The organism is Roseovarius sp. A-2 (genome assembly GCF_002072155.1).
Classification (GTDB): Bacteria; Pseudomonadota; Alphaproteobacteria; order Rhodobacterales; family Rhodobacteraceae; genus Roseovarius.
Window position 1 is genome coordinate 1 of record NZ_BDIY01000015.1, and the last position, 20616, is coordinate 20616.

The following is a 20616-nucleotide window of genomic DNA, read 5'->3' on the forward strand; positions in this document are numbered from 1 at the left end:
CGTGTAGATTTGTCCATGGTGAGCGGTGGCTCCTCGAAATCCAGAATTTTGGCTTCGACACTCAAAATCTACACGATTTCATAACTTTACGCCACTCTCACCGCCTCTTCATGAATTTTCCGGGCTAACTGGCGTGGTCGCGCCCCTGCCCCGCGATCAGGTGGGTGATCTGTGCTGCCGCCTGCGCCACGGCGCGGCCGAATTCCGGCAGGCGCGCGTCGGAAAAACGCGAGGACGGACCCGAGATCGACACGCCTGCGCAGGGCTCTCCCCGGTCGTTGAAAATCGCAGCCCCGATACAGGACATACCCTCGTAACGCTCGTTGCGGTCAAAGGACCAGCCCCGCGCGGCGGTTTGTTCGAGGTCTTCAAAGAGCGCACGCGGCGTCACGTGGGTGTTCTCGGTAAAACCCTGAAGCCCAGCCCCCTTGAGCAGCGAAAGGCGGCGGTCTTCGGGGAGGGCCGCGAGAATCGCCTTACCGGTGCCCGAGGCATGCATCGGCGTGCGTGACCCCGGCGGAAAGAAGGCGCGGATCGGGTTACCGGTTTCAACCTGGCCGATAAACACCACCTCGGCCCCGTCGGGCACGGCGAGATTGGCGGTCTCACCGGTCTGCTCCATCAGGCGGCGCATCACCGGGCGACCGGCATCTGACAGGTTGGTGCGCTTGAGATAGGCCACGCCGGTGCGATAGGCCTCGATGCCGATGGTCCAGTCCTGACGCTCTTCGTCGAAACGGACGAAATCGCGCTTTTGCAGGGTGGTGAGGATGCGGTGCGTTGTGGCGGTCGGAATGCCGAGCGACAGCGACAGGTCGGTGAGGTTCACCCCCTCCTGCCGGGCCACCGTGGTCAGCACGCCAAGCGCGCGGTCGAGCGATTGCATCGTGCCTGCGCTGCTTTCGGTGAATTGGGATTTGGGGCGGCCCCGGGGGCGTTTGGTCTGGGTCATGATTTGCGACTCCCTTGGTCGGCGGCTGCATTCAGAATAAAAATATTTTCCATGATTTTATATAGGGCAAAGGTGGGAAAATGAAAATCATTTCATATCATAGCTTTACATATTTAAATTATTAAATGAAAAACGTTTTCAAGAAAATTGCTGAAAAGGTGAGCATCCGTCATAGTACTGGCATTACCCAAGGAGGATGGTGTCATGTCAGATCAGAACCCGGTTTTCATTCCCGGCCCGACCAATATTCCCGACCGGTTGCGCCGCGCGATGCAGGTGCAGACTCAGGACCACCGCTCGCCCGCTTTCATCAACACGCTGACGCCGGTGCTGTCGGGGTGTCGGACGGTGTTCGGCGCATCGGAAGCCAAGATAATCACCTTCCCGGCCTCGGGCACTGGCGGCTGGGAGGCGGCGATCACCAACACGCTGTCGCCCGGCGACACCGTTCTTGTCGCGCGCTACGGCATGTTCAGCCATCGCTGGATCGACATGTGCGAACGCCACGGGCTGAACGTGCGGATCATCGAATGCCCCTGGGGCAGCGGGGCGCCTGCCGACAAGTTTGAGGCGGCGCTGCGCGCCGATAGCGGCCACGCGATCAAGGCGGTGCTCGTCACCCATAACGAGACCGCGACCGGCGTGCGCTCCGATATCGGCGCGGTGCGGGCCGCGATGGATGCCGCCGCGCATCCCGCGCTCTTGATGGTCGATTGCGTCAGTTCCCTGGCCTCGATGCCCTTCGAGATGGATGGCTGGGGCGTCGATATCGCGGTCTCCGGCTCGCAAAAGGGGTTCATGCTGAATACCGGCATGGCCATCCTCGCGATCAGCGGCAAGGCGCTCGCGGCGATGGAGGGCGCAAAACTGCCGCGCACCTTCTTCGATTTCCGTGATATGCTGGATGCGAACGCCAAGGGCGGCTATCCCTACACCCCGCCGCTGCAACTGATCTACGGCATGGCCGAGAGCCTGAACATGCTGTTCGAGGAAGGGTTGGAGAATGTCTATGCCCGCCATACGCGCCTGGCCGAAGGCGTGCGGCGCGCGGTCAAGGCATGGGGTCTGCGTCTCGTGGCACAATCGCCCGAGCTTTACTCCGACACGGTCAGCGCCATTTATGTGCCTGACGGATTTGACAGCAACGCCCTGACCGAGCGCGCCTTTGCCGCCTATGGCATGAGCTTTGGCGTCGGACTGGGAGAGATGAACGGCCGCGCCTTCCGCATCGGCCATCTGGGCAGCCTGACGGATGCGATGATGTTGTCGGGCCTGGCCACCATCGAAATGGCGATGTCCGATCTGAACTATCCGGTCAAACTGGGCTCTGGCGTGATCGCGGCGCAGGATTACTATCGCAAGACCGCCAAGCCGGTTCTGACCGAACAAGCCGCATGAAAGGAGAGAGCATGCTGGACCAACGAAGCCCGGACGATCTGACCATAGAGGACGTGCGTACGGCACATGAGCGGATCAAGCCCTATATCCACCGCACGCCGGTACTCACCTCGTCCTTTCTGAACGAGCTGACGGGCGCGGAGTTGTTCTTCAAATGCGAGAACTTTCAGAAGGCGGGCGCGTTCAAGGTGCGTGGCGCGTCGAACGCGGTGTTTGGGCTGACAGACGAGGTGGCCAAACTGGGCGTGGCGACGCACAGTTCCGGCAACCATGCGCTCAGCCTCAGTTATGCCGCCGGGCGGCGGGGTATCCCGTGTCACGTGGTCATGCCGCGCACCGCGCCGCAGGCCAAGAAAGACGCGGTGCGTGGCTATGGCGGCATCATCACCGAATGCGAGCCTTCGACGACCAGCCGCGAGGAGGTGTTCGCACGCGTGCAGGCCGAGACCGGCGCGGAATTCGTACACCCCTATAATGACTTGCGCGTCATAACCGGACAGGCCACGTGTTCGCTGGAGATGATGGAGCAGACCGAGGGGCTGGACGCCATGATCGCGCCCATCGGGGGTGGCGGAATGATCTCGGGCACGTGCCTGACGCTGTCGAACATCGCGCCCGATGTGCAGATCTATGCCGCCGAGCCCGAGCAGGCCGATGACGCCTATCGCAGCTTCAAGGCCGGGCATATCATCGCCGATGACGCACCCGAGACCGTGGCCGACGGGCTCAAGGTGCCGCTCAAGGACAACACCTGGCATTTCGTGAGCCACAACGTGACCGACATCCTGACCGCCAGCGAAGACGAGATCATCGACGCGATGAAGCTGATCTGGGCGCGGATGAAGATCGTGATCGAGGCCAGCTCCGCCGTGCCGCTGGCGACGATCCTGAAAAACCGCGACGTGTTCGCGGGCAGGCGAGTCGGTGTCATCATCACCGGCGGCAATGTCGATCTCGACAAACTGCCCTGGATCAAATGAGGACAGCCCGGGCCACGCCCGGCCAAATGGATAAACCGGAGGATACCATGAAAGACGTGATCAATCTCGAAGAATACGAAGTGGGCTTTGACATCCCTGCCCTGCCGGGCATGGACGAGGCCGAGATCCAGACGCCCTGCCTCGTGCTCGATCTCGACGCGCTGGAGTGCAACATCAAGAAGATGGGCGATTGGGCACGCGACCACGGCATGCGCCACCGGGTGCACGGCAAGATGCACAAATCGGTGGATGTGGCGAAACTGCAGGAAAGCCTTGGCGGCGCCTGCGGTGTCTGCTGCCAGAAGGTGAGCGAGGCCGAGGTTTTTGCCCGTGGCGGGATCAAGGACGTGCTGGTGTCCAATCAGGTGCGCGACCCGGCCAAGATCGACCGTCTGGCGCGGATGCCCAAGCTGGGCGCACGCACGATCTGCTGTGTCGATGACCTGGCCAATGTGGCCGATCTGTCGGCGGCGGCGCAAAAGCATGGCACGCAGATCGAATGTCTGGTCGAGATCGACTGCGGCGCGGGGCGCTGCGGCGTGACCACGACACCCGAGGTGGTCGAGATCGCCAAGGCCATCGACGCCGCAGAGGGCCTCAAATTCGCCGGTATCCAAGCCTATCAGGGCGCGATGCAGCACATGGACAAGTACGAGGACCGCAAGGCCAAGATCGACCTCGCGGTGGCGCAAGTGCGCGATGCCGTCGAGAGGCTGAAGGCCGAGGGGCTGGAGTGCGACATCGTCGGCGGTGGCGGCACCGGCAGCTATTATTTCGAGGGCAATTCCGGGGTGTATAACGAGCTTCAGTGCGGCTCTTACGCCTTCATGGATGCCGATTACGGGCGCATTCTGGACAAGGACGGCAACCGGATTGACCAGGGCGAATGGGAGAACGCGTTGTTCATCCTGACCTCGGTCATGAGCCACGCCAAGGCCGACAAGGCGATCGTCGATGCGGGGCTGAAGGCGCAGTCGGTGGATTCTGGCCTGCCCTTCATCTTTGGCCGCACGGACGTGGAATACGTCAAATGCTCGGACGAGCATGGCGTGGTCGCGGACCCCGATGGCGTGCTCAAGATCAACGAGAAGCTGCGCCTCGTGCCCGGGCACTGCGACCCGACCTGCAACGTGCATGACTGGTATGTCGGCGTGCGAAACGGCAAGGTCGAAACCGTCTGGCCGGTCTCGGCCCGTGGTCGGGCCTATTGAGGACAGGCATGATGGATAAGCAAGTAGAGGCTCAGGGTGTCGTCATCGTCGGCGAGGGGATTTGCCAGCAGGTGATCAGCCGCGCCGAGGCGTTTTCAGCTGTCGAGGCCGTATTCGGCGCGATGGCCAAGGGTGAAGCCTATAACTTTCCGGTGGTGCGCGAGGCGATCGGCCATGCGGATGCGCTCTATGGCTTCAAGGGCGGGTTTGACAAATCCGGCCTGACCCTCGGGCTCAAGGCGGGCGGCTATTGGCCGGGCAACATGGACAAGGGGCTGACCAACCACCAATCCACGGTGTGCCTGTTCGATCCCGATACCGGACAGTTGTCGGCGCTGGTGGGGGGCAATTACCTCACCGCGCTGCGCACGGCGGCCTCAAGCTCGGTCTCGATCGCGCATCTGGCGCGTGAGGATTCGAAGGTCCTGGGCATGGTCGGAGCGGGCCATCAATCGACGTTCCAATTGCGCGCCGCAGCCGAGCAGCGTGATTTTGAGAAGGTCGTGGCCTGGAACCCGCATCCCGACATGCTGCCGCGTCTACAGGCAGTGGCCGAGGAGCTGGGACTGGCCTTCGAAGGCGTGAGCCAGCAGGAACTGGGCGCGCAGGCGGATGTGATCATCACGATCACCAGCGCCTTCGAGCCGCTGATCATGGCCGATTGGATCAAGCCCGGCACACATATCGCCTGCATGGGTACCGACACCAAGGGCAAGCAGGAGATCGACCCGGCGCTCTTCCAGCGAGCCACAGCCTTTGCCGACGAGATCGCGCAGTCGATCAGCATCGGCGAGGCGCAGCATGCGGTCGCGCAGGGGCTTATTTCCGAGGGCGACATCACCCCCGTCGGCGCGGTGATCAACGGCACCCATGCCGGGCGCAGCAGCGCCGAAGAGATCACCTTGTTCGATGGCACCGGGGTGGGCTTGCAGGATCTCGCAGTGGCCTCGGTTGCGGCACGGATCGCGCGGGACAGGGGGCTGGTGACACCCGTCAGCCTCTGATCCCGGGACACTGTGACAATTCGGTGATTTTTGGACAGGCAGCCGTTCGCACGGTTGCCTGTTCGCGTTTTCTGTGTAGCCTGTCGCGACCTGCCGTCGTCCGGGGATGGGCGCGGCCCGAAGATCATCAGGGAGAGAAGATCATGCGCAGCCTTGCACTTGGCGCGACGCTCGTTACCACCACGACGCTCACACCGCTGGCCGCACTGGCCGAAACCGAAATCCAGTTCTGGCATGCCTTTACGGGGCGCTTGGGCGAGTTGGTGGCCGAGCAGGTCGAAACGTTCAACGAGAGCCAGAGCGACTACAAGGTGAATGCCACCCACAAGGGCAACTATTCCGAGACGCTCAACGCCGGGATCGCCGCGTTTCGCGCGGGCGAGCAGCCGCATATCCTGATGGTGTTCGAGGTGGGCACTGCCACGATGATGGGGGCCAAGGGCGCGATCAGACCGGTTTACGAGGTGATGGCCGGAGACGACTTTGACCCCGACGCCTATATCGGTGCGGTAAAGGGCTATTACACCACCACCGACGGGCAGATGCTGTCGCTGCCGTTCAACTCCTCCACTCCCGTGCTCTGGGTCAACCGCGACGCTTTGAGTGGCGCGGGCATAGACCCCGATACCGATCTGAGCACATGGCAGAATGTCGATGCCGTGCTCGATCAACTGGCCGAGGCCGGGCATTCCTGCCCGCTCACTACCGCATGGCAAAGCTGGATTCACCTCGAAAACCTGTCGGCCTATCACGATGTACCGTTCGCCACGCAGGACAATGGCTTTGCCGGGCTCGACACCGAGCTGGCCTTTAATGGGCCGGTGCAGGTGCAGCATATCGCGCAGATGGGCGAATGGGCCGAGGAGGGCAAGTTCATCTATGCCGGTCGCCGCAACGAGGGCAGCGCGAATTTCCGCGCCGGGGAATGCCCACTCCTCACCGAAAGCTCGGCGGGCTATGCGGGCATCAAATCCGAGGCGCAGTTCGAGTTCGACGTGCGCCCGCTGCCCTATTGGGACGGTGTCGAGGGTGCGCCGCAGAACACCATCATCGGCGGCGCGTCGCTCTGGGCGATGGAGGGGCATGAGCCTGCCGAATACGAGGCGGCGGGGGCGTTCCTCAACTTCCTGTCGTCGTCCGAGATTCAGGCCAAATGGCATCAGGATACCGGCTATCTGCCGATCACCTCCGCCGCCGGGGACCTGACCCGGGAGCAAGGCTTCTACGAGGAAAACCCGGGCACCGATGTGGCGGTGAAACAGATGACCACCAACGCGCCCACGGCCAATTCCAAGGGTCTGCGGCTCGGCTCCTTTGACCAGATCCGCGGCATCATCGACGAAGAGCTCGAGGCCGTGTGGTCCGGCGACAAGGATGCACAGGCGGCGCTCGATTCGGCCGTGACGCGCGGCAACCAATTGCTGCGCCGCTTCGAACGCGCCAGCAACTGAAGGCATGGGGGCGGGCGACCGCCCCCTTTATCCCCGCATGGAAAAGCGCGTCACCTTCAAGGGCTGGCTTTTGCCGCTCTGTCTGATCGCGCCGCAGGTATTTATCTCTGCGGTGTTTTTCTTCTATCCCGCCGGTCAGGCGGTATGGCAATCGTTGTTCATCCCCGACCCGTTCGGCCTGTCGTCGCAATTCGTCGGCCTTGAGAATTTCGAATACCTGCTCGGCGATCCGTTCTATCGCGCCTCTTTCATCACCACCGCGATCTTTTCCACGCTGGTCACGCTGGCGGCGATGATCCCGGCGCTGTTTCTCGCGGTGATGGCCGACCGGCTGGTGAAATCGGCAGGCGTCTACCGGACGCTGCTGATCTGGCCCTATGCCGTGGCCCCGGCGGTGGCGGGCGTGCTGTGGCTCTTCATGTTCAACACGCGGGTGGGCGTGGTGGCGTGGTATCTGGGACAGTTGGGCTATGACTGGAACCATGTGCTCAACGAGGGCGAGGCGATGGGATTGGTCGTCGTCGCCTCCGCCTGGGGGCGGATCAGCTACAATTTTCTGTTTTTCTTCGCGGCATTGCAGGCCGTCCCCCGCTCGATCATCGAGGCGGCGGCGATCGACGGCGCGCGGTTCTGGCGGCGGTTCTTCACCATCGTGCTGCCACTCCTGTCGCCGACTACGTTCTTCCTGCTGGTGGTCAATATCGTCTATGCCTTCTTCGAGACCTTCGGCGTCATCCACACCATCACCTCCGGCGGGCCACAACAGGCCACCACGATCCTCGTCTACAAGGTATTTTCTGACGGGTTCGTGGGGCAGGATCTCGGCTCCTCTGCCGCGCAATCGGTGATCCTGCTGGTGGTCGTGGGGCTGCTCACGGTGCTGCAATTCAAGTATGTCGAAAAGCGGGTGCATTACTGATGGCGGGTGAGATCACAGGCATGGTCGAAAAGCGCGGGTTCGGCCTTTGGCTTACCCATCTGGTGATGATCGCGGGCGTGCTCGTGATCTTCTTCCCGATCTGGCTCGCCTTCGTCGCCTCGACCGTCACGCAACCCCAAATCGTGCAGCCCCCGATGCCGATCTGGCCCGGCGATCAGTTCATCGAGAATTACACCGCCGCGCTCGTCTCGGGCGTCAACGTGCCGGTGGCGGTGATGCTGGGTAACTCCTTGGTCATGGCGGTGGGGATCGCCGTGGGCAAGATCATCATCTCGCTGCTGTCGGCCTTCGCCATCGTCTATTTCCGATTTCCGGCGCGCAACCTGTTCTTCTGGCTGATCTTCCTCACGCTGATGTTGCCCGTCGAGGTGCGCATCGTGCCCACCTACGAGGTGATCGCGGGGTTCGGGATGCTCAACAGCTATTCGGGGCTGATCTTTCCGCTCATCGCCTCGGCCACGGCGACGTTTCTTTTCCGGCAATTCTTTCTCACCATCCCGGACGAGTTGGCCGAGGCCGCGCGGGTGGACGGGGCGCGCCCGATGCGGTTCTTCTGGGACATCCTCTTGCCGATGAGCCGCACGAACATTGCGGCGCTGTTCGTGATCCTGTTCATCTATGGCTGGAATCAGTATCTCTGGCCGCTGCTGATCACCACCGATCCGTCGATGAACACCATCGTGATGGGGATAAAACAGATGTTCCCGAGCGGTGATGACGTGGCCGACTGGCCGGTGATCATGGCCACTTCGATCCTTGCGATGATCCCGCCGGTGTTGGTGGTCATCTCGATGCAGAAACTATTCATCCGCGGACTCGTGGACAGCGAGAAATAGGCAACATGGCAACCGTAGAACTGGACGATATCAAGAAACGCTTTGGCTCCACCGAAGTGATCAAGGGCGTGAGCATCAACGTGGCCGATGGCGAATTCATCGTCATTGTCGGCCCCTCGGGCTGTGGCAAGTCCACCTTGCTGCGCATGGTGGCGGGGCTGGAGACGATCACCGAAGGCGAATTACGCATCGGCGGCACCCGCGCCAATGACCTTGAGCCGATGGACCGCGACATCGCGATGGTGTTCCAGAATTACGCGCTCTACCCGCATATGAGCGTGGCGCAGAACATGGGCTATGGCCTGCGCATCAAGGGCCTGCCCAAGGCAGAGATCGCGGCCAAGGTGCAGGGCGTGGCGGAGTTGCTGCAACTGACCGAGCTGCTGGATCGCAAACCGAAACAGCTCTCTGGCGGACAGCGGCAGCGCGTCGCCATGGGCCGCGCCATCGTGCGCGAACCCAAGGTGTTTCTCTTTGACGAGCCGCTATCGAATCTCGACGCCAAATTGCGGGTGCAAATGCGGCTGGAAATCCGCGAATTGCAGGCCAAGCTGGGGATCACCGCGCTCTACGTCACCCATGATCAGGTCGAGGCGATGACCATGGCCGACCGGATGATTGTGATGAACGAAGGGATCGCCGAGCAGATCGGCACGCCGCTCGATGTCTATGAACGGCCCGCAAGCCTCTTTGCCGCGCAGTTCATCGGCAGCCCGTCGATGAACGTGGTCGAGGCCGAGGGTCGCGACGGCGCGTTGCATGTCGGTGACATGCGCCTGCCCAATCCAGCCGCCGCACAGGGCCCTGTCATGCTCGGGCTGCGCCCCGAGCATCTGGTGCCCGACCCCGACGGCCCGATCGCCTTGCAAGTGCAACTGGCCGAGCCCTTGGGCGCGAACACGCTCCTGCATGGTAAATTACCCGACGGCACGGCCTTCACCGCGAGCCTTGCAGGCGTGCACAACGTGGGCCATGGCGGCGAGGCGCTGCGCCTGTCGGTGACGCCGGAACATATGCATTTCTTCGATAAGACCACGCGCCGGCGTCTGACCTGAGCCGCGCCTTATCCCCAGGTCGGATGAAACCGGCCCGCAGGCGACAGGGTGAAAATCTCCACCCCGTCTGCCGTCACACCCACCGAATGCTCGAACTGCGCCGAGAGCGACTTGTCGCGAGTCACTGCCGTCCAGTCGTCGGACAGCACCTTGGTCTCGGCACGCCCGAGGTTCACCATCGGCTCGATGGTGAAGAACATCCCCTCTTCCAGCACCGCGCCCGCGCCCGCGCGCCCGTAATGCAGCACATTAGGCGGCGCATGGAACACCCGGCCGAGGCCATGACCGCAGAAATCGCGCACCACCGACATGCGCTGCGCTTCGACATAGGCCTGGATCGCATGGCCGATATCGCCGAACGTATTGCCGGGGCGCACCGTCTCGATCCCCTTCATCAGCGCGTCATGCGTCACCTGGATCAGCCGCTCGGCCTTGCGTGAGAGCGTTCCTGCCACATACATCCGGCTGGTATCTCCGAACCAGCCATCGACGATCACGGTCACATCGACATTCAGGATATCGCCATCCTTGATCACCTTGTCACCCGGAATGCCGTGGCAGACCACGTGATTGACGCTGATGCAACTGGCGTGCTTGTAGCCCTTGTAGCCGATGGTCGCCGATTTGGCCCCGGCGGCGTTCACCTTCTCCTCGATCAGCGCATCAATCGCCCCGGTGGTCTGGCCCACGAACACATGGTCGGCGATCTCGTCAAGGATCTCTGCGGCCAGCCGCCCTGCTTGATGCATGCCTGCGAAATCCGCGACCTCGTGGATACGGATGCCCTCGCGCGTGGTGCGTCCCCGGTGTTTTTTCACATCTGGCCTCATGTCGTGGTCTGTTTTGTCTTTAACTAGGCCCATTTGTTCCGAAGGACCAGAGGGGCGATCCTAGTCGTGATGCAGTCTGTGACCGATCGTGATCTGATCAGGGCTGATATCGGCGCGATATGACAGCACCGAGACCCCCGCCGCCCGCGCCGCCTCCAGCGCGCGTGCATAGCCGGGGTCGATATCGCCCGCCACGCGGACTGTTTGCGCATCGCTGCGCTGCACGAGGTAGAACAGCACCGCCCGGTGGCCCGCCTGCGCCACCCTCGCCAATTCGCCCAGATGTTTAGCGCCGCGCGCGGTCACGCTATCGGGGAACTCGGCCGTGCCCGGTGCCCGCGACAGCGTCACCGACTTCACCTCGACATAGGCATCGGGTAGGCCCGCGCCCGACAGCAGAAAGTCGATCCGGCTGCCCGCCCCGTATTTCTGTTCCGGGCGCACGGTATCATAGCCCGCCAATTCCGCCACCTCGCGCGCCTGCAATGCGGCGCGCAGGGCGCGGTTGGGCAGGCCGGTATCGACGCCGGTGAAATGTCCGTTCTCGTGATCGACCAGCCGCCAGCCGTATTTCAGCTTCTTGCGGGGGTCGTCGTTGGGCTCCACCCAGATCCGTGTGCCCGGCTCCGCCAGCCCCATCATCGAACCGGGGTTGGCACAATGCGCCACCGCCTCGCTGCCATCCTCCAGCCGGATATCGGCCAGGAACCGCTTGTAGCGACGGATCAGCCGTGCGGGCACGAGAGGGGTTTGAAAGCGCATGCGCTGCGCCTATACCGAAGACATCCGCAGATCAAGGAGGCCCCCATGCCCAACCCGAGTGCCGCCATGCTTGTCATCGGGGATGAAATCCTCTCCGGCCGGACACGCGATGCCAACATGCACTATCTGGCAGGCGAGCTGACCCGCGCAGGCATCGACCTGCAAGAGGTGCGGGTAATCAGCGATGACCCCGACGCCATCGTCGCGGGCGTGCAGGCGCTGAGTGCCGCGTATGACGTGGTCTTCACCTCGGGCGGCATCGGCCCCACCCATGACGACATCACCGCCGAGAACGTCGCCCGCGCCTTTGATCGCCCCATTTCCGTGCGCGACGATGCCCGCGCGATCCTCGTCGCGCATTACGCCGCCCGCGAGCAGGAGTTGAACGAGGCCCGCCTGCGCATGGCGCGCATTCCCGACGGTGCCACGCTGATCGACAACCCGATCAGCGCAGCACCCGGCTTTACCATCGAGAACGTGCATGTCATGGCCGGTGTGCCGTCGATCTTTCAGGCGATGCTGGCCTCGGTCCTGCCCACGATCACCGGCGGCGCGCCGGTCCTGTCGCAAACGCTCGAGGTGCGGCGCGGCGAGGGCGATATCGCCGGGCCGCTGACCGATCTTGCGGCGCGCTACCCGGACCTGTCGTTTGGGTCCTACCCGTTCATGCGCGATGGCTGTCACGGGTCCAATGTCGTGGTGCGGGGACAGGACGGCGCGCGGGTCGACGCGGCGATGGCCGAACTCTCCGAGATGTTCGCCGGATGAGGCCTGATGCGCAGATACTCTATGCCGTGACCGAGGCGACATGGCCCCCGGCACGCACCGAGACGCGCGGCCCGGTCATCATCCGCGACGGCGCGGGCGGCGGCAAGCGGGTCTCGGCGGCGACCGCGACCCGGGCGCTGACGGCCGAGGAACTCTCCGGTGCCGAGGCCGCGATGCGCGGGCTGGGACAGGACGCATTGTTCCAGATTCGCGCCGGCGACGACCCGCTTGATGCCATGCTCGCCGATCACGGCTACCGCGTGGTCGATCCGGTCAATCTCTACGTGGCCCCGGTCGCCGCACTGACGGTCGAGACCCCGCCACGTGTCACCACTTTCTCGGTCTGGGAACCGCTCGAGATCATGCGCGAGATCTGGGCCGAGGGCGGCATCGGACCTGCCCGCATCGCGGTGATGGGGCGTGCGACGTGCCCAAAGACCGGCCTGTTCGGTCGGCATGACAACCGCCCCGCCGCCGTGGGCTATGCCGGTCTGCATCAGGGCATCGCCATGGTCCACGCGCTCGAGGTGCGCGCGGCCCACCGGCGGGCGGGCATGGGCCGCTGGATGATGATCGAGGCCGCTCATTGGGCCGCCCGTCACGGGGCCGCGCATGTCGCCGTGCTCTGCACCCAAGCCAATGCGGGGGCCAACGGCCTCTACACTTCCATGGGCTTTGTACCTGTGGGAGAGTATCACTACCGCCAGAAGGACTGAGCCATGACCAAGACCGATACAACCACAGCCCTCGACCTGCCAATGGTCGACCCGCTGCCCGACGAGACCCGCAAATATTTCGATATCTGCGAGGACAAGCTGGGCATGGTCCCTAATGTGCTCAAGGCCTACGCTTTTGATATCGAAAAGCTCAACGCCTTCACCGCGCTCTATAATGACCTGATGCTCGCCCCCTCGGGGCTGAGCAAGCTGGAACGCGAGATGATAGCGGTGGTGGTCAGTTCGATCAACCGCTGCTGGTATTGCCAGGTGGCGCATGGCGCGGCGGTGCGGCAATTGTCGGGCGATCCGGCTTTGGGCGAGGCGATGGTGATGAACTGGCGCGCGGCCACGCTCGATGCGCGCCAGACCGCGATGCTAGCCTTTGCTGAGAAGATCACCAAGGCGTCCTCCGAGATCACCGAGGCGGATCGTGCCGCCCTGCGCGAGGAGGGCTTTGCCGATCGCGACATCTGGGACATCGCCAATGTCGCGGGGTTCTTCAACATGACCAACCGCGTGGCCTCGGCCACGGCCATGCAGCCCAATCCCGCCTACCACGCACAGGCCCGGTAAGGCCGGTGCGCGTCGTTCTCGCAACCCTGCTGATCGGGCTGACACTCCCGGTCCACGCACTCGATCTGCCCCTGCCCGCGACGTCCGAGCAGACCGCCGACATCCTGCGCGAGGCCGATACGATCCGCCTGCCCTCGGGCCCCTACGAGGATGGTGCTATGCCCCGGCTGCGGCTGGAGGGCGATGTTCACAACCGCGCCTGGCGGCTGCCCAACCGCGGCCTTAGCACGTTGCAGGTGCTGAGCCCCCTGCGCGACGCATTGGACAAATCCGGGTGGGAGGTGGTCTTTGACTGCGCCGCCGAGGAATGCGGCGGCTTCGACTTTCGGTTCAACACGCCGGTCCTGCCCGCCCCCGCGATGTTCGTGGATCTCTTCGATTACCGCTACCTGCTGGCCGAGCGCGGCATTGGGGCCACAGCCGAGCATGCCATGCTGATGATCAGCGCGGCGGGCGGGCGCGGTTATGTACAGGCGACCCATGTGCGCCCCGCAGACCATGCCACAGCCCTGCCAAGCGACGCGCCCGATAACACGGCAGCACCGCCGACGCCCTTGGTCGACACCCTGCGCGCGCAGGGCCATGCCGTCCTCTCAGGGCTGGATTTCGGATCAGGCGCAGCCACGCTTGGGCCCGGACCGCATGACAGCCTCGACGCCCTGGCCGAGGCGATGCGCGTAAGCCCCGAGATGCGGATCGCACTGGTCGGACATACTGATACGGTGGGCACGCTCGACAGCAATATCGCGCTATCGCAGGCCCGCGCCGAGGCGGTGCGCACGCGGCTGATCGAGGATCATGGCGTTGCCCCCGAGCGGATCGAGGCGCATGGCATCGGTTTTCTCTCGCCCCGCGCCCCCAACCGGAGCGAGGCCGGTCGTAACAACAACCGACGGGTCGAGGCGGTGGTGATAGCGGGTTTCTAGCCCGGCACCGGGCGCCTTTTCGCGCGCGCGCGCATCAGCCGGGCCGGCTCACAATCTCCGCCGACCCGTGCAAAACCGCCTTTCCGGCGCGCACCAACCGCGTTAGTTTGCCCCTCATGTTCCCGATCCGCGATCATAACCCCTCGGGCCGCACGCCTTATGTTACTTATGCACTAATCGCGTTCAATATCCTGATTTTCTTCAGCTATTGGTCGCTTTTCGCGGATGAACGCGCCTTGACGCTGTTCTTCTACGACTGGGCCATGATCCCGGCCAAGGTCACGCAGGCGGGCGATTACACCGGGCTCTTCACCTCCATGTTCCTGCATGGCGGGCTGATGCATCTGGCGGGCAACATGCTGTTTCTGTGGATCTTCGGCGACAATATGGAGGACCGGATGGGCCACCTGCCCTACCTCGCCTTCTATCTCGCCTCGGGCGTCATCGCGAGCCTTGCGCATATTCTGGGCGGCCCCGGCTCGATGGTGCCGACGGTCGGCGCGTCGGGGGCAATCGCCGGGGTAATGGGCGGATACCTTCTGCTCTTTCCTCGCGCGCGGGTCGACATCCTGCTGATCTTCATCATCTTCTTCCGGGTGATCACGATTCCGGCGGCGCTGATGCTGGCGCTCTGGTTCGCCTTTCAGGTGCTGGCCGGGCTTGGCAGCAGCGCACAGACCGGCGGCGTCGCCTATTGGGCGCATGCCGGCGGCTTTGTTACGGGCGTGGTGCTGACGCTGCCGGTCTTCCGGCGGCTTGGCGGGCGGAGATTCTGGGCCAGCCATGACGGCAAACCACCCTATCCCGAAACCAGCTATCGCTTTCGCCGCACCCCCATCCCCCGTGTCCGGAGACGCCGATGACCCAGCCCCTGAAAGCGACCTGCCATTGCGGCGCGGTCGAATTGCGCCTGCGTCCGCGCGACCCTGCGTTCGGCGATGTGCATCGCTGCGATTGCTCGTTCTGCCGCAGGCGGGGCCCTGCCACGGTCAGCGTCGCACTCGCGGATCTGGAGATCGTGCAGGGGGCGGAGGCGTTGACGCTCTACCAATGGGGCACCGGCACGGCGAAACATTATTTCTGCCGGATTTGCGGGATTTATACCCATCACCAGCGCCGTTCCAACCCCGAGGAATACGGCGTCAATCTGGGGGCCATCGCGGGCACCAACCCGCGCGAGTTCGACCCGATCCCGTGGGAGGACGGCGTCAATCATCCCTCGGATACGTAACGCCCGGCTCACTCCGGGTCGCGGCTGCGCCCGGTCAGACGGCCGATCAGGAAAGATGTGCGCGGCGACCAGATATAGGCGGTGCGGGTCTCGGCGCCGGGGCGTATGCGCATCCGGATCAGACCGAATAGCACCAGCGCAGCATGGCCTGCCGCGATCATCACGAACATCGCGGCGGGGCCATAAACCTCGATCAGGGTGGAGGCCATGAGGGGGGCGGCGATGGCGCCGACGGCGAAGAAGAACATCAGCGCCGCTGACAGTTCCACCCGCTCTGACGCATCGGCGAAATCATGGGCGTGCGCGGCGCTGACCGAGTAGATCGGAAAGGTGGTCATGCCGAAGAAGAATGCCGTCATAAGGATGCCGAAGGTTTCGAGGTTGTTGGTCATGGCGGTGGTGATGCTCGACAGGATCGCGGCGAGCGACAGGCCGATCAGAACCCACCGGCGATCATAGCGGTCGGCGAGCCAACCGACGGGGTATTGCGCGACCGCGCCGCCCAGCACAAAGACCGCCAGAAAGCCCGCGATCTGATCGACGGCGAGGCCAACCTGACCGCCGTAGAGCGGCCCCACCATGCGGAACGAGGCCGACGACAGCGCGGCCACCAGAACACCCGCGGCCGCCAGCGGCGAGCAGGCGATCAGAAGCATCGGGCGCAGGCGCGGGGCGGCGGGGGTTTCAGGCTCTCTCAGCCGCGAGAGCGTGAGCGGCAGAAGGGCTGCGCAGCACAGCAGTGCAAGCAGGTTATAGGAGACGTAAGAGGCTGGAGCCAATACGGAAATCAGCATCTGCGCAGCCAGGGATGCGCCCATGTCCACCACCCGGTAGACGCCCATGGTGCGACCCCGGGTCTCGTTGGTGACTTTGGCCTGCAACCACGCCTCGATCACCGTGTAACAGCCTGCCACACAGAGGCCCGAGGCGACCCGCATCAGCGACCAGGCATAGGGGTCGATCACCAGCATATGGGCCAGCAAACCGATCGCGCCCATGGCGGTGAAGGCGGCAAATGCGCGGCTGTGACCGATCGAGCCCATCAGGCGCGGGGCGACCCAGCAACCGATGAAAAACCCCACGAAATGGGCCGATCCCAAAAGGCCGATCTGCGCTGTGGAGAAGTCGAGGGCAAGACCCGAGAGGGCATCGAGCGGGCCCACCCCGCCGGTGGACAGCTGCAGCAGAACGACCGACAGAAAGAGGGCTGCGAAGGAAATCATCAGGCGCATGGTGGGTCCAGAATGGCAGGATGCGGGGGGCGGGACCACATGTTTTCGACATGGCGGTGTCGGTTTCGGGCCAAAGGCCGGAAATCACGGTTAACGCCCGGAAATCACGGGGTTTTGACCGGCTGTATCGCGTCGGTATTCCGTCGGTGCGGATTTCGGGGGGTGGTGGGGTGAATGGGGCGTGCGGTGGGGATGGCGCGCGCGGTCTGTCTGGCGTTTGGGTAAGGCTGAGGGGCGGCTTTGCGCAGATAGCAACCTTTGCAAAGTTTGGCCGGTTTCCCGGCAGCGGCCTTTCGTGTAGCGTGCGGCGAAGGCCTGGTGAGAGCTCACGTTGACCAATGCTGCGAACCGCACGAATGTCGGCTATAGGTGCGACGTGGTGCATCAGGTTTAACGGTCATCTACTTGATGCAATTTACGTATGAGCCGCTTTCTGCTAAGCAATTCACATAATCTTCTAGCGATCCAGCACACCATTGCGAACCGCGAATATCCCACGATGGATTTTAAGTTGAATCCTTGAGTTTGGAAATGCTGTCCATCAAAGGGGGCAACCCGCCCCCTGCTCCTTCAACTTCATGTGCTTGCTTGAAGGTAATATCAGGATCAAAAGGCACCCACTCTTTGCCTGATGTTTGGCTCATGTAAGCCATCTGTTTTTGGAACGACTCCTTGAGAAAATCATCCACCCACAGGAAAAGCTCTTTCCAGCTTGGCGGAGCGCCGTTCGGCATGTTCGAGCGCCAATGCAACTGAGTAAGCACCTCTTGTTCATATACGAAAAGCTCTAGTTCGGGCGCTGTTGTTATGTGGTCGCCATGGTGGGCGTAGCGTTCATTTCGAAGGGCAATGACCTCTTCATGCGCATCCCATAGATGTTTGGGGATTAGCTTCTTCTTGAGTACCCGCGCGCCTTTGCTTTCTGCAAACAGCCGACCATAGGAAACCGAAATCGTCGTGAGGTAGGCTTCCATCTCCATCGTCCAGTTCTTGGTCACAGAAGTGATGTCATCGACCTCCATGTGCTCAAGCTTTTCAAAAAAGTAGAGTACATGCTGCATAGTCACGAGGTTAGTGATGGTTTTGCGAAGTCGATCTATGTGTGCATTGTTAGCAGCTAGGTACGCTTCCGCGTCTTCTTTTGTGAACGCCAAGTCATTTCCCCTGTTAAGCTTATCGATTCTAACGCGCCATTGGGGGCAGACCAGTCTGTCCCCAAAATCCTCGAAAATAGCCTTCATAGTCGCTGCTTTAAAGCTCCAAAAGCGAACATACTTTCGTTTTTTCGTGCCCGATCAAATCAGAAAGCGGCCCTTGGTGCCTCAGCAGCGAAAGCTCACTTCGTCCGCAGTTTACCAGTTCGCGGAGGATGCAGCGAAGGTCGGCTTGCGCAGTTTCGATCCAAGGCCATTGAATCCGCTTCGGGCTGAAAGCCATCCTCCAAGGGTATCGTCGGCCCGCCGACCCGAGCGAAGGTATCCACGTGACTCACGCCATTGCCCATATCTCCCGCCCGGCGGCACCGCCGGTCAGCGCCTGCCTGCCCGTTTCGCCGCAGGCGAACCTCCGGTTCGACGGCAGGCGTTGCCCTCGTGTCTCGGCCTCACCGGGAGTGCGCACCTCCCTACCTCTCAATTCGCGCCACGATCCGGAGGTCGATCAGTGGCCCGACGCGGTCGGCAAAACCGGGAGTGCCAAAATCACGCCGGTCGATTTGCTCTGTCAGCAGCACGGTGAGGTGGTCACGGGCCTCGGTGCCGCGCGGGCGGTGGGGCCGGTCTCCGGCTGGATCAGGTCACGAGATCCAGCGGCAAGTCGGAAATGTCCCTGAGGCGCTTGCCCTCGATCATGGTATCGAGAAGGTCCAGCGTTTCCTCGCGGCCCTGATCGACGAGTGCGCTGCGCAATTCGTAGAGCGCGAAATGGTAGACGCAATCGATGTCCCCGGTGCCAAGCGCCAGTGACGCGATACGACCGGGTGTCGGCTCTCCGGTGATGACGGCGATATGGGGCAGGCGGCCCTTGCGGTTTCGGACGAGGTTGAGCCCTTCCGAGCGGGCATTCTGCGCGCGGTCGCTGCGCAGGGTCCATTTGCAGCTGATCGAGGCGTGCAGGATGGCGAGCGGCTGGTTGACGGCGCGCAGGCTGGACAGGCGGGCGGTCCCGGCATCCACCATTGGGCCGTTGGCATTGATCGTCGCGTCGCTCTCGGGCGTGCGGGAGACGACGATATCGGGCTTGATCAGGTAATCCGACCCGATGGCGGTGGCGATTTCACGATTGGCCCTGGCGATCGCCTCAAGCTCGTCGAGATGCGCGTATTGATCGAATGTCGCGATGCCGCCACCCTTGTTGACCGTGAAGGTGCCGGGGCGGAGATGGGCCATCCTTTCGAAGGATACGCCGACAAAGCGCGCGCAGACGCCTTCGAAATCGGAACCTGCGGTTTGGCCGGGAAGCTTGGGCGCGGTTGTGGCCGGGCCGAGCTGGTCGAGGATGGCACTGGCGATGTCGCAGCTGGGCCTGGACGATTTGTCGGCATTGCTGGGAACGCCCGATGCGCTTTTCGTCAGGATGCCTGCAAGCAGGGTTGCATGGAACTCACGCCGCGCCTTGGTGAGCCATCCCTCGCTCATCAGGCGACGACCTGCACGGATCTGCGGGTTGAAATCGCCTCTCGGATCCTGAGCGCGACAGCTTCGGCCACGGGCGGGGGGAAGGCGTTGCCCACTTGCCGGTAGGCCGGGGTTTTCTTGCCGGAGAACTGCCAATCGTCGGTGAAGCCTTGCAGCCGTGCGACCATGCGCACGGTCAATCGGGGCATGCCTACGAAATCCCATGCCGGGGCCTCATTGGCGATGCCCATGCCGTCAACGCCAAGTGTTGCCCATGCGCGCTTGGCCCGTGTTGGCCCCAAATCGGGACCGCCGTGTTTCTTCGATCCGCCGACGATCGTCGGGGCGATGTCGTCGGCGTGTTCCTTCCAGAGATCCACACCGCGCCAGCCGTTTGCGGCCATGAGATCGCGGAGGGTTTCGCCAACGCTCAGGGGCGACGTTCCGCTGGAGACAGGCCATGAAAAATTCTCGGACATGTCCTTGCGGATCGCGACGATTACCACGCGCGGGCGCAGTTGCGGGACGCCAAAGTCAGAGGCATTGAAGAGATGCCAGTCGGTTTCGTAACCCAGCTTGCGGAGTTGCCGCTTGAGCCCCTGACGATAGTCGGCAAACACCGCATCGAGGAAACCGCGCACGTTTTCAATCATCACGGCCTGCGGCCTCATCTCGTCAACAAGGCGCAGCGCATCGGGGAAGAGATTGCGCTCATCGGCGTGGCCAAGTTGCTTGCCGGCTACGGAAAATGGCGGACAAGGAAGGCCCCCCGCCAGGACGTCGATACCCGTGTAGGGACGCCCGTCAAAATTTGCGAGGTCGGCTTGGTCGCCATCCACAACGTTCCACGAGGGGCGGTTGAGCACCAGGGTATCGCGACAGTGTCTGTCGATCTCAACCAGAGCCTGATGGGTGTAACCTGCACGCTCCATGCCCAGAGCCTGACCGCCGGCACCGGCGCATAGTTCAACGGAGGTGAGATTCGACTGCATCAATCGCCCTTTTCTTGGTAGCATAACCTTGTAGGAAAAGCGTTGGAAGTGACCATATATAGTTTTTTGCATTGCTTTTGTTCTTGTTATGTACTCATAGCGTGGTTGATAGATCAATGATTATTCATCCCAAATGGCCTT

At 62.8% G+C, this 20616-nt stretch carries 21 protein-coding genes; 14 read left to right on the plus strand and 7 right to left on the minus strand.

Annotated elements, in window-relative coordinates:
- Positions 1 to 124: 124 nt before the first annotated feature.
- The gene (locus BHD06_RS15200) at positions 125 to 952 is read right to left on the minus strand and encodes an IclR family transcriptional regulator (protein ID WP_080457831.1); all 828 of its coding nucleotides are present in this window, start codon (positions 950 to 952) and stop codon (positions 125 to 127) included.
- Positions 953 to 1156: 204 nt separating this feature from the next.
- On the opposite strand from BHD06_RS15200, the gene bhcA reads away from it, so the two are divergent.
- From bhcA to BHD06_RS15240, 8 genes are all read left to right on the plus strand, one after another.
- On the plus strand, positions 1157 to 2350 hold the full coding sequence (gene bhcA, locus BHD06_RS15205) for an L-aspartate--glyoxylate aminotransferase BhcA (protein ID WP_080457832.1): 1194 nt from the start codon (positions 1157 to 1159) through the stop codon (positions 2348 to 2350).
- Between the two features lie 11 nt (positions 2351 to 2361).
- Positions 2362 to 3330 (plus strand): beta-hydroxyaspartate dehydratase BhcB, encoded by a 969-nt coding sequence (gene bhcB, locus BHD06_RS15210; RefSeq protein ID WP_080457833.1) that lies wholly within the window; start codon positions 2362 to 2364, stop codon positions 3328 to 3330.
- Positions 3331 to 3377: 47 nt separating this feature from the next.
- A complete protein-coding gene (bhcC, locus tag BHD06_RS15215) occupies positions 3378 to 4541 on the plus strand; it encodes a 3-hydroxy-D-aspartate aldolase BhcC (protein ID WP_080457917.1) in 1164 nt (387 codons plus the stop codon).
- An 11-nt stretch (positions 4542 to 4552) separates the two neighbouring features.
- A complete protein-coding gene (gene bhcD / locus BHD06_RS15220) occupies positions 4553 to 5545 on the plus strand; it encodes an iminosuccinate reductase BhcD (RefSeq protein ID WP_080457918.1) in 993 nt (330 codons plus the stop codon).
- A gap of 143 nt (positions 5546 to 5688) precedes the next feature.
- Positions 5689 to 6996: a sn-glycerol-3-phosphate ABC transporter substrate-binding protein UgpB gene (ugpB, locus tag BHD06_RS15225; protein WP_080457834.1), complete on the plus strand. Its 1308-nt coding sequence runs from the start codon at positions 5689 to 5691 to the stop codon at positions 6994 to 6996.
- Positions 6997 to 7033: 37 nt separating this feature from the next.
- The gene (gene ugpA, locus BHD06_RS15230) at positions 7034 to 7915 is read left to right on the plus strand and encodes a sn-glycerol-3-phosphate ABC transporter permease UgpA (protein ID WP_080457919.1); all 882 of its coding nucleotides are present in this window, start codon (positions 7034 to 7036) and stop codon (positions 7913 to 7915) included.
- A gap of 20 nt (positions 7916 to 7935) precedes the next feature.
- A complete protein-coding gene (gene ugpE / locus BHD06_RS15235; RefSeq protein ID WP_080457920.1) occupies positions 7936 to 8772 on the plus strand; it encodes a sn-glycerol-3-phosphate ABC transporter permease UgpE in 837 nt (278 codons plus the stop codon).
- A gap of 5 nt (positions 8773 to 8777) precedes the next feature.
- Complete coding sequence (locus BHD06_RS15240; protein WP_080457835.1) at positions 8778 to 9827, plus strand: ABC transporter ATP-binding protein; 1050 nt, start codon at positions 8778 to 8780, stop codon at positions 9825 to 9827.
- Positions 9828 to 9835: 8 nt separating this feature from the next.
- On the opposite strand, the gene map is transcribed toward BHD06_RS15240, so the two are convergent.
- Positions 9836 to 10645, minus strand: a complete 810-nt coding sequence (gene map, locus BHD06_RS15245; protein WP_080457836.1) for a type I methionyl aminopeptidase — start codon at positions 10643 to 10645, stop codon at positions 9836 to 9838.
- A 72-nt stretch (positions 10646 to 10717) separates the two neighbouring features.
- Positions 10718 to 11419: a DNA/RNA nuclease SfsA gene (sfsA, locus tag BHD06_RS15250; protein WP_080457837.1), complete on the minus strand. Its 702-nt coding sequence runs from the start codon at positions 11417 to 11419 to the stop codon at positions 10718 to 10720.
- Positions 11420 to 11464: 45 nt separating this feature from the next.
- On the opposite strand from sfsA, the gene BHD06_RS15255 reads away from it, so the two are divergent.
- The 6 genes from BHD06_RS15255 (at position 11465) to BHD06_RS15280 (ending at position 15636) form a co-directional block, all read left to right on the plus strand.
- Positions 11465 to 12187: a molybdopterin-binding protein gene (locus tag BHD06_RS15255; protein ID WP_080457838.1), complete on the plus strand. Its 723-nt coding sequence runs from the start codon at positions 11465 to 11467 to the stop codon at positions 12185 to 12187.
- Positions 12184 to 12903 carry an N-acetyltransferase gene (locus BHD06_RS15260; protein WP_080457839.1) on the plus strand — a complete coding sequence of 240 codons (720 nt, stop codon included), beginning with the start codon at positions 12184 to 12186 and terminating at the stop codon, positions 12901 to 12903. The genes BHD06_RS15255 and BHD06_RS15260 overlap by 4 nt, the downstream gene beginning before the upstream one ends.
- Before the next feature lie 3 nt (positions 12904 to 12906).
- Positions 12907 to 13479 carry a peroxidase-related enzyme gene (locus BHD06_RS15265; protein ID WP_080457840.1) on the plus strand — a complete coding sequence of 191 codons (573 nt, stop codon included), beginning with the start codon at positions 12907 to 12909 and terminating at the stop codon, positions 13477 to 13479.
- 5 nt (positions 13480 to 13484) lie between these two features.
- The gene (locus tag BHD06_RS15270) at positions 13485 to 14405 is read left to right on the plus strand and encodes an OmpA family protein (RefSeq protein ID WP_080457841.1); all 921 of its coding nucleotides are present in this window, start codon (positions 13485 to 13487) and stop codon (positions 14403 to 14405) included.
- 116 nt (positions 14406 to 14521) lie between these two features.
- Positions 14522 to 15268, plus strand: coding sequence for a rhomboid family intramembrane serine protease (locus BHD06_RS15275; protein WP_080457842.1), 747 nt, complete (start codon positions 14522 to 14524; stop codon positions 15266 to 15268).
- Positions 15265 to 15636, plus strand: coding sequence for a GFA family protein (locus BHD06_RS15280; RefSeq protein ID WP_139784758.1), 372 nt, complete (start codon positions 15265 to 15267; stop codon positions 15634 to 15636). The genes BHD06_RS15275 and BHD06_RS15280 overlap by 4 nt, the downstream gene beginning before the upstream one ends.
- Positions 15637 to 15644: 8 nt before the next feature.
- Here the strand turns inward: BHD06_RS15280 and BHD06_RS15285 are convergent, their stop codons facing one another.
- From BHD06_RS15285 to BHD06_RS15300, 4 genes are all read right to left on the minus strand, one after another.
- Entirely contained in the window at positions 15645 to 16868 is a 1224-nt protein-coding gene (locus BHD06_RS15285; protein WP_080457843.1) for an MFS transporter, read from the minus strand.
- 506 nt (positions 16869 to 17374) lie between these two features.
- Positions 17375 to 18022, minus strand: coding sequence for a hypothetical protein (locus BHD06_RS15290; RefSeq protein ID WP_176214371.1), 648 nt, complete (start codon positions 18020 to 18022; stop codon positions 17375 to 17377).
- Between the two features lie 636 nt (positions 18023 to 18658).
- Positions 18659 to 19504 carry an NgoMIV family type II restriction endonuclease gene (locus BHD06_RS15295; protein WP_080457845.1) on the minus strand — a complete coding sequence of 282 codons (846 nt, stop codon included), beginning with the start codon at positions 19502 to 19504 and terminating at the stop codon, positions 18659 to 18661.
- Complete coding sequence (locus BHD06_RS15300; RefSeq protein ID WP_254892440.1) at positions 19504 to 20592, minus strand: DNA cytosine methyltransferase; 1089 nt, start codon at positions 20590 to 20592, stop codon at positions 19504 to 19506. The genes BHD06_RS15295 and BHD06_RS15300 overlap by 1 nt, the downstream gene beginning before the upstream one ends.
- Positions 20593 to 20616 lie beyond the last annotated feature (24 nt).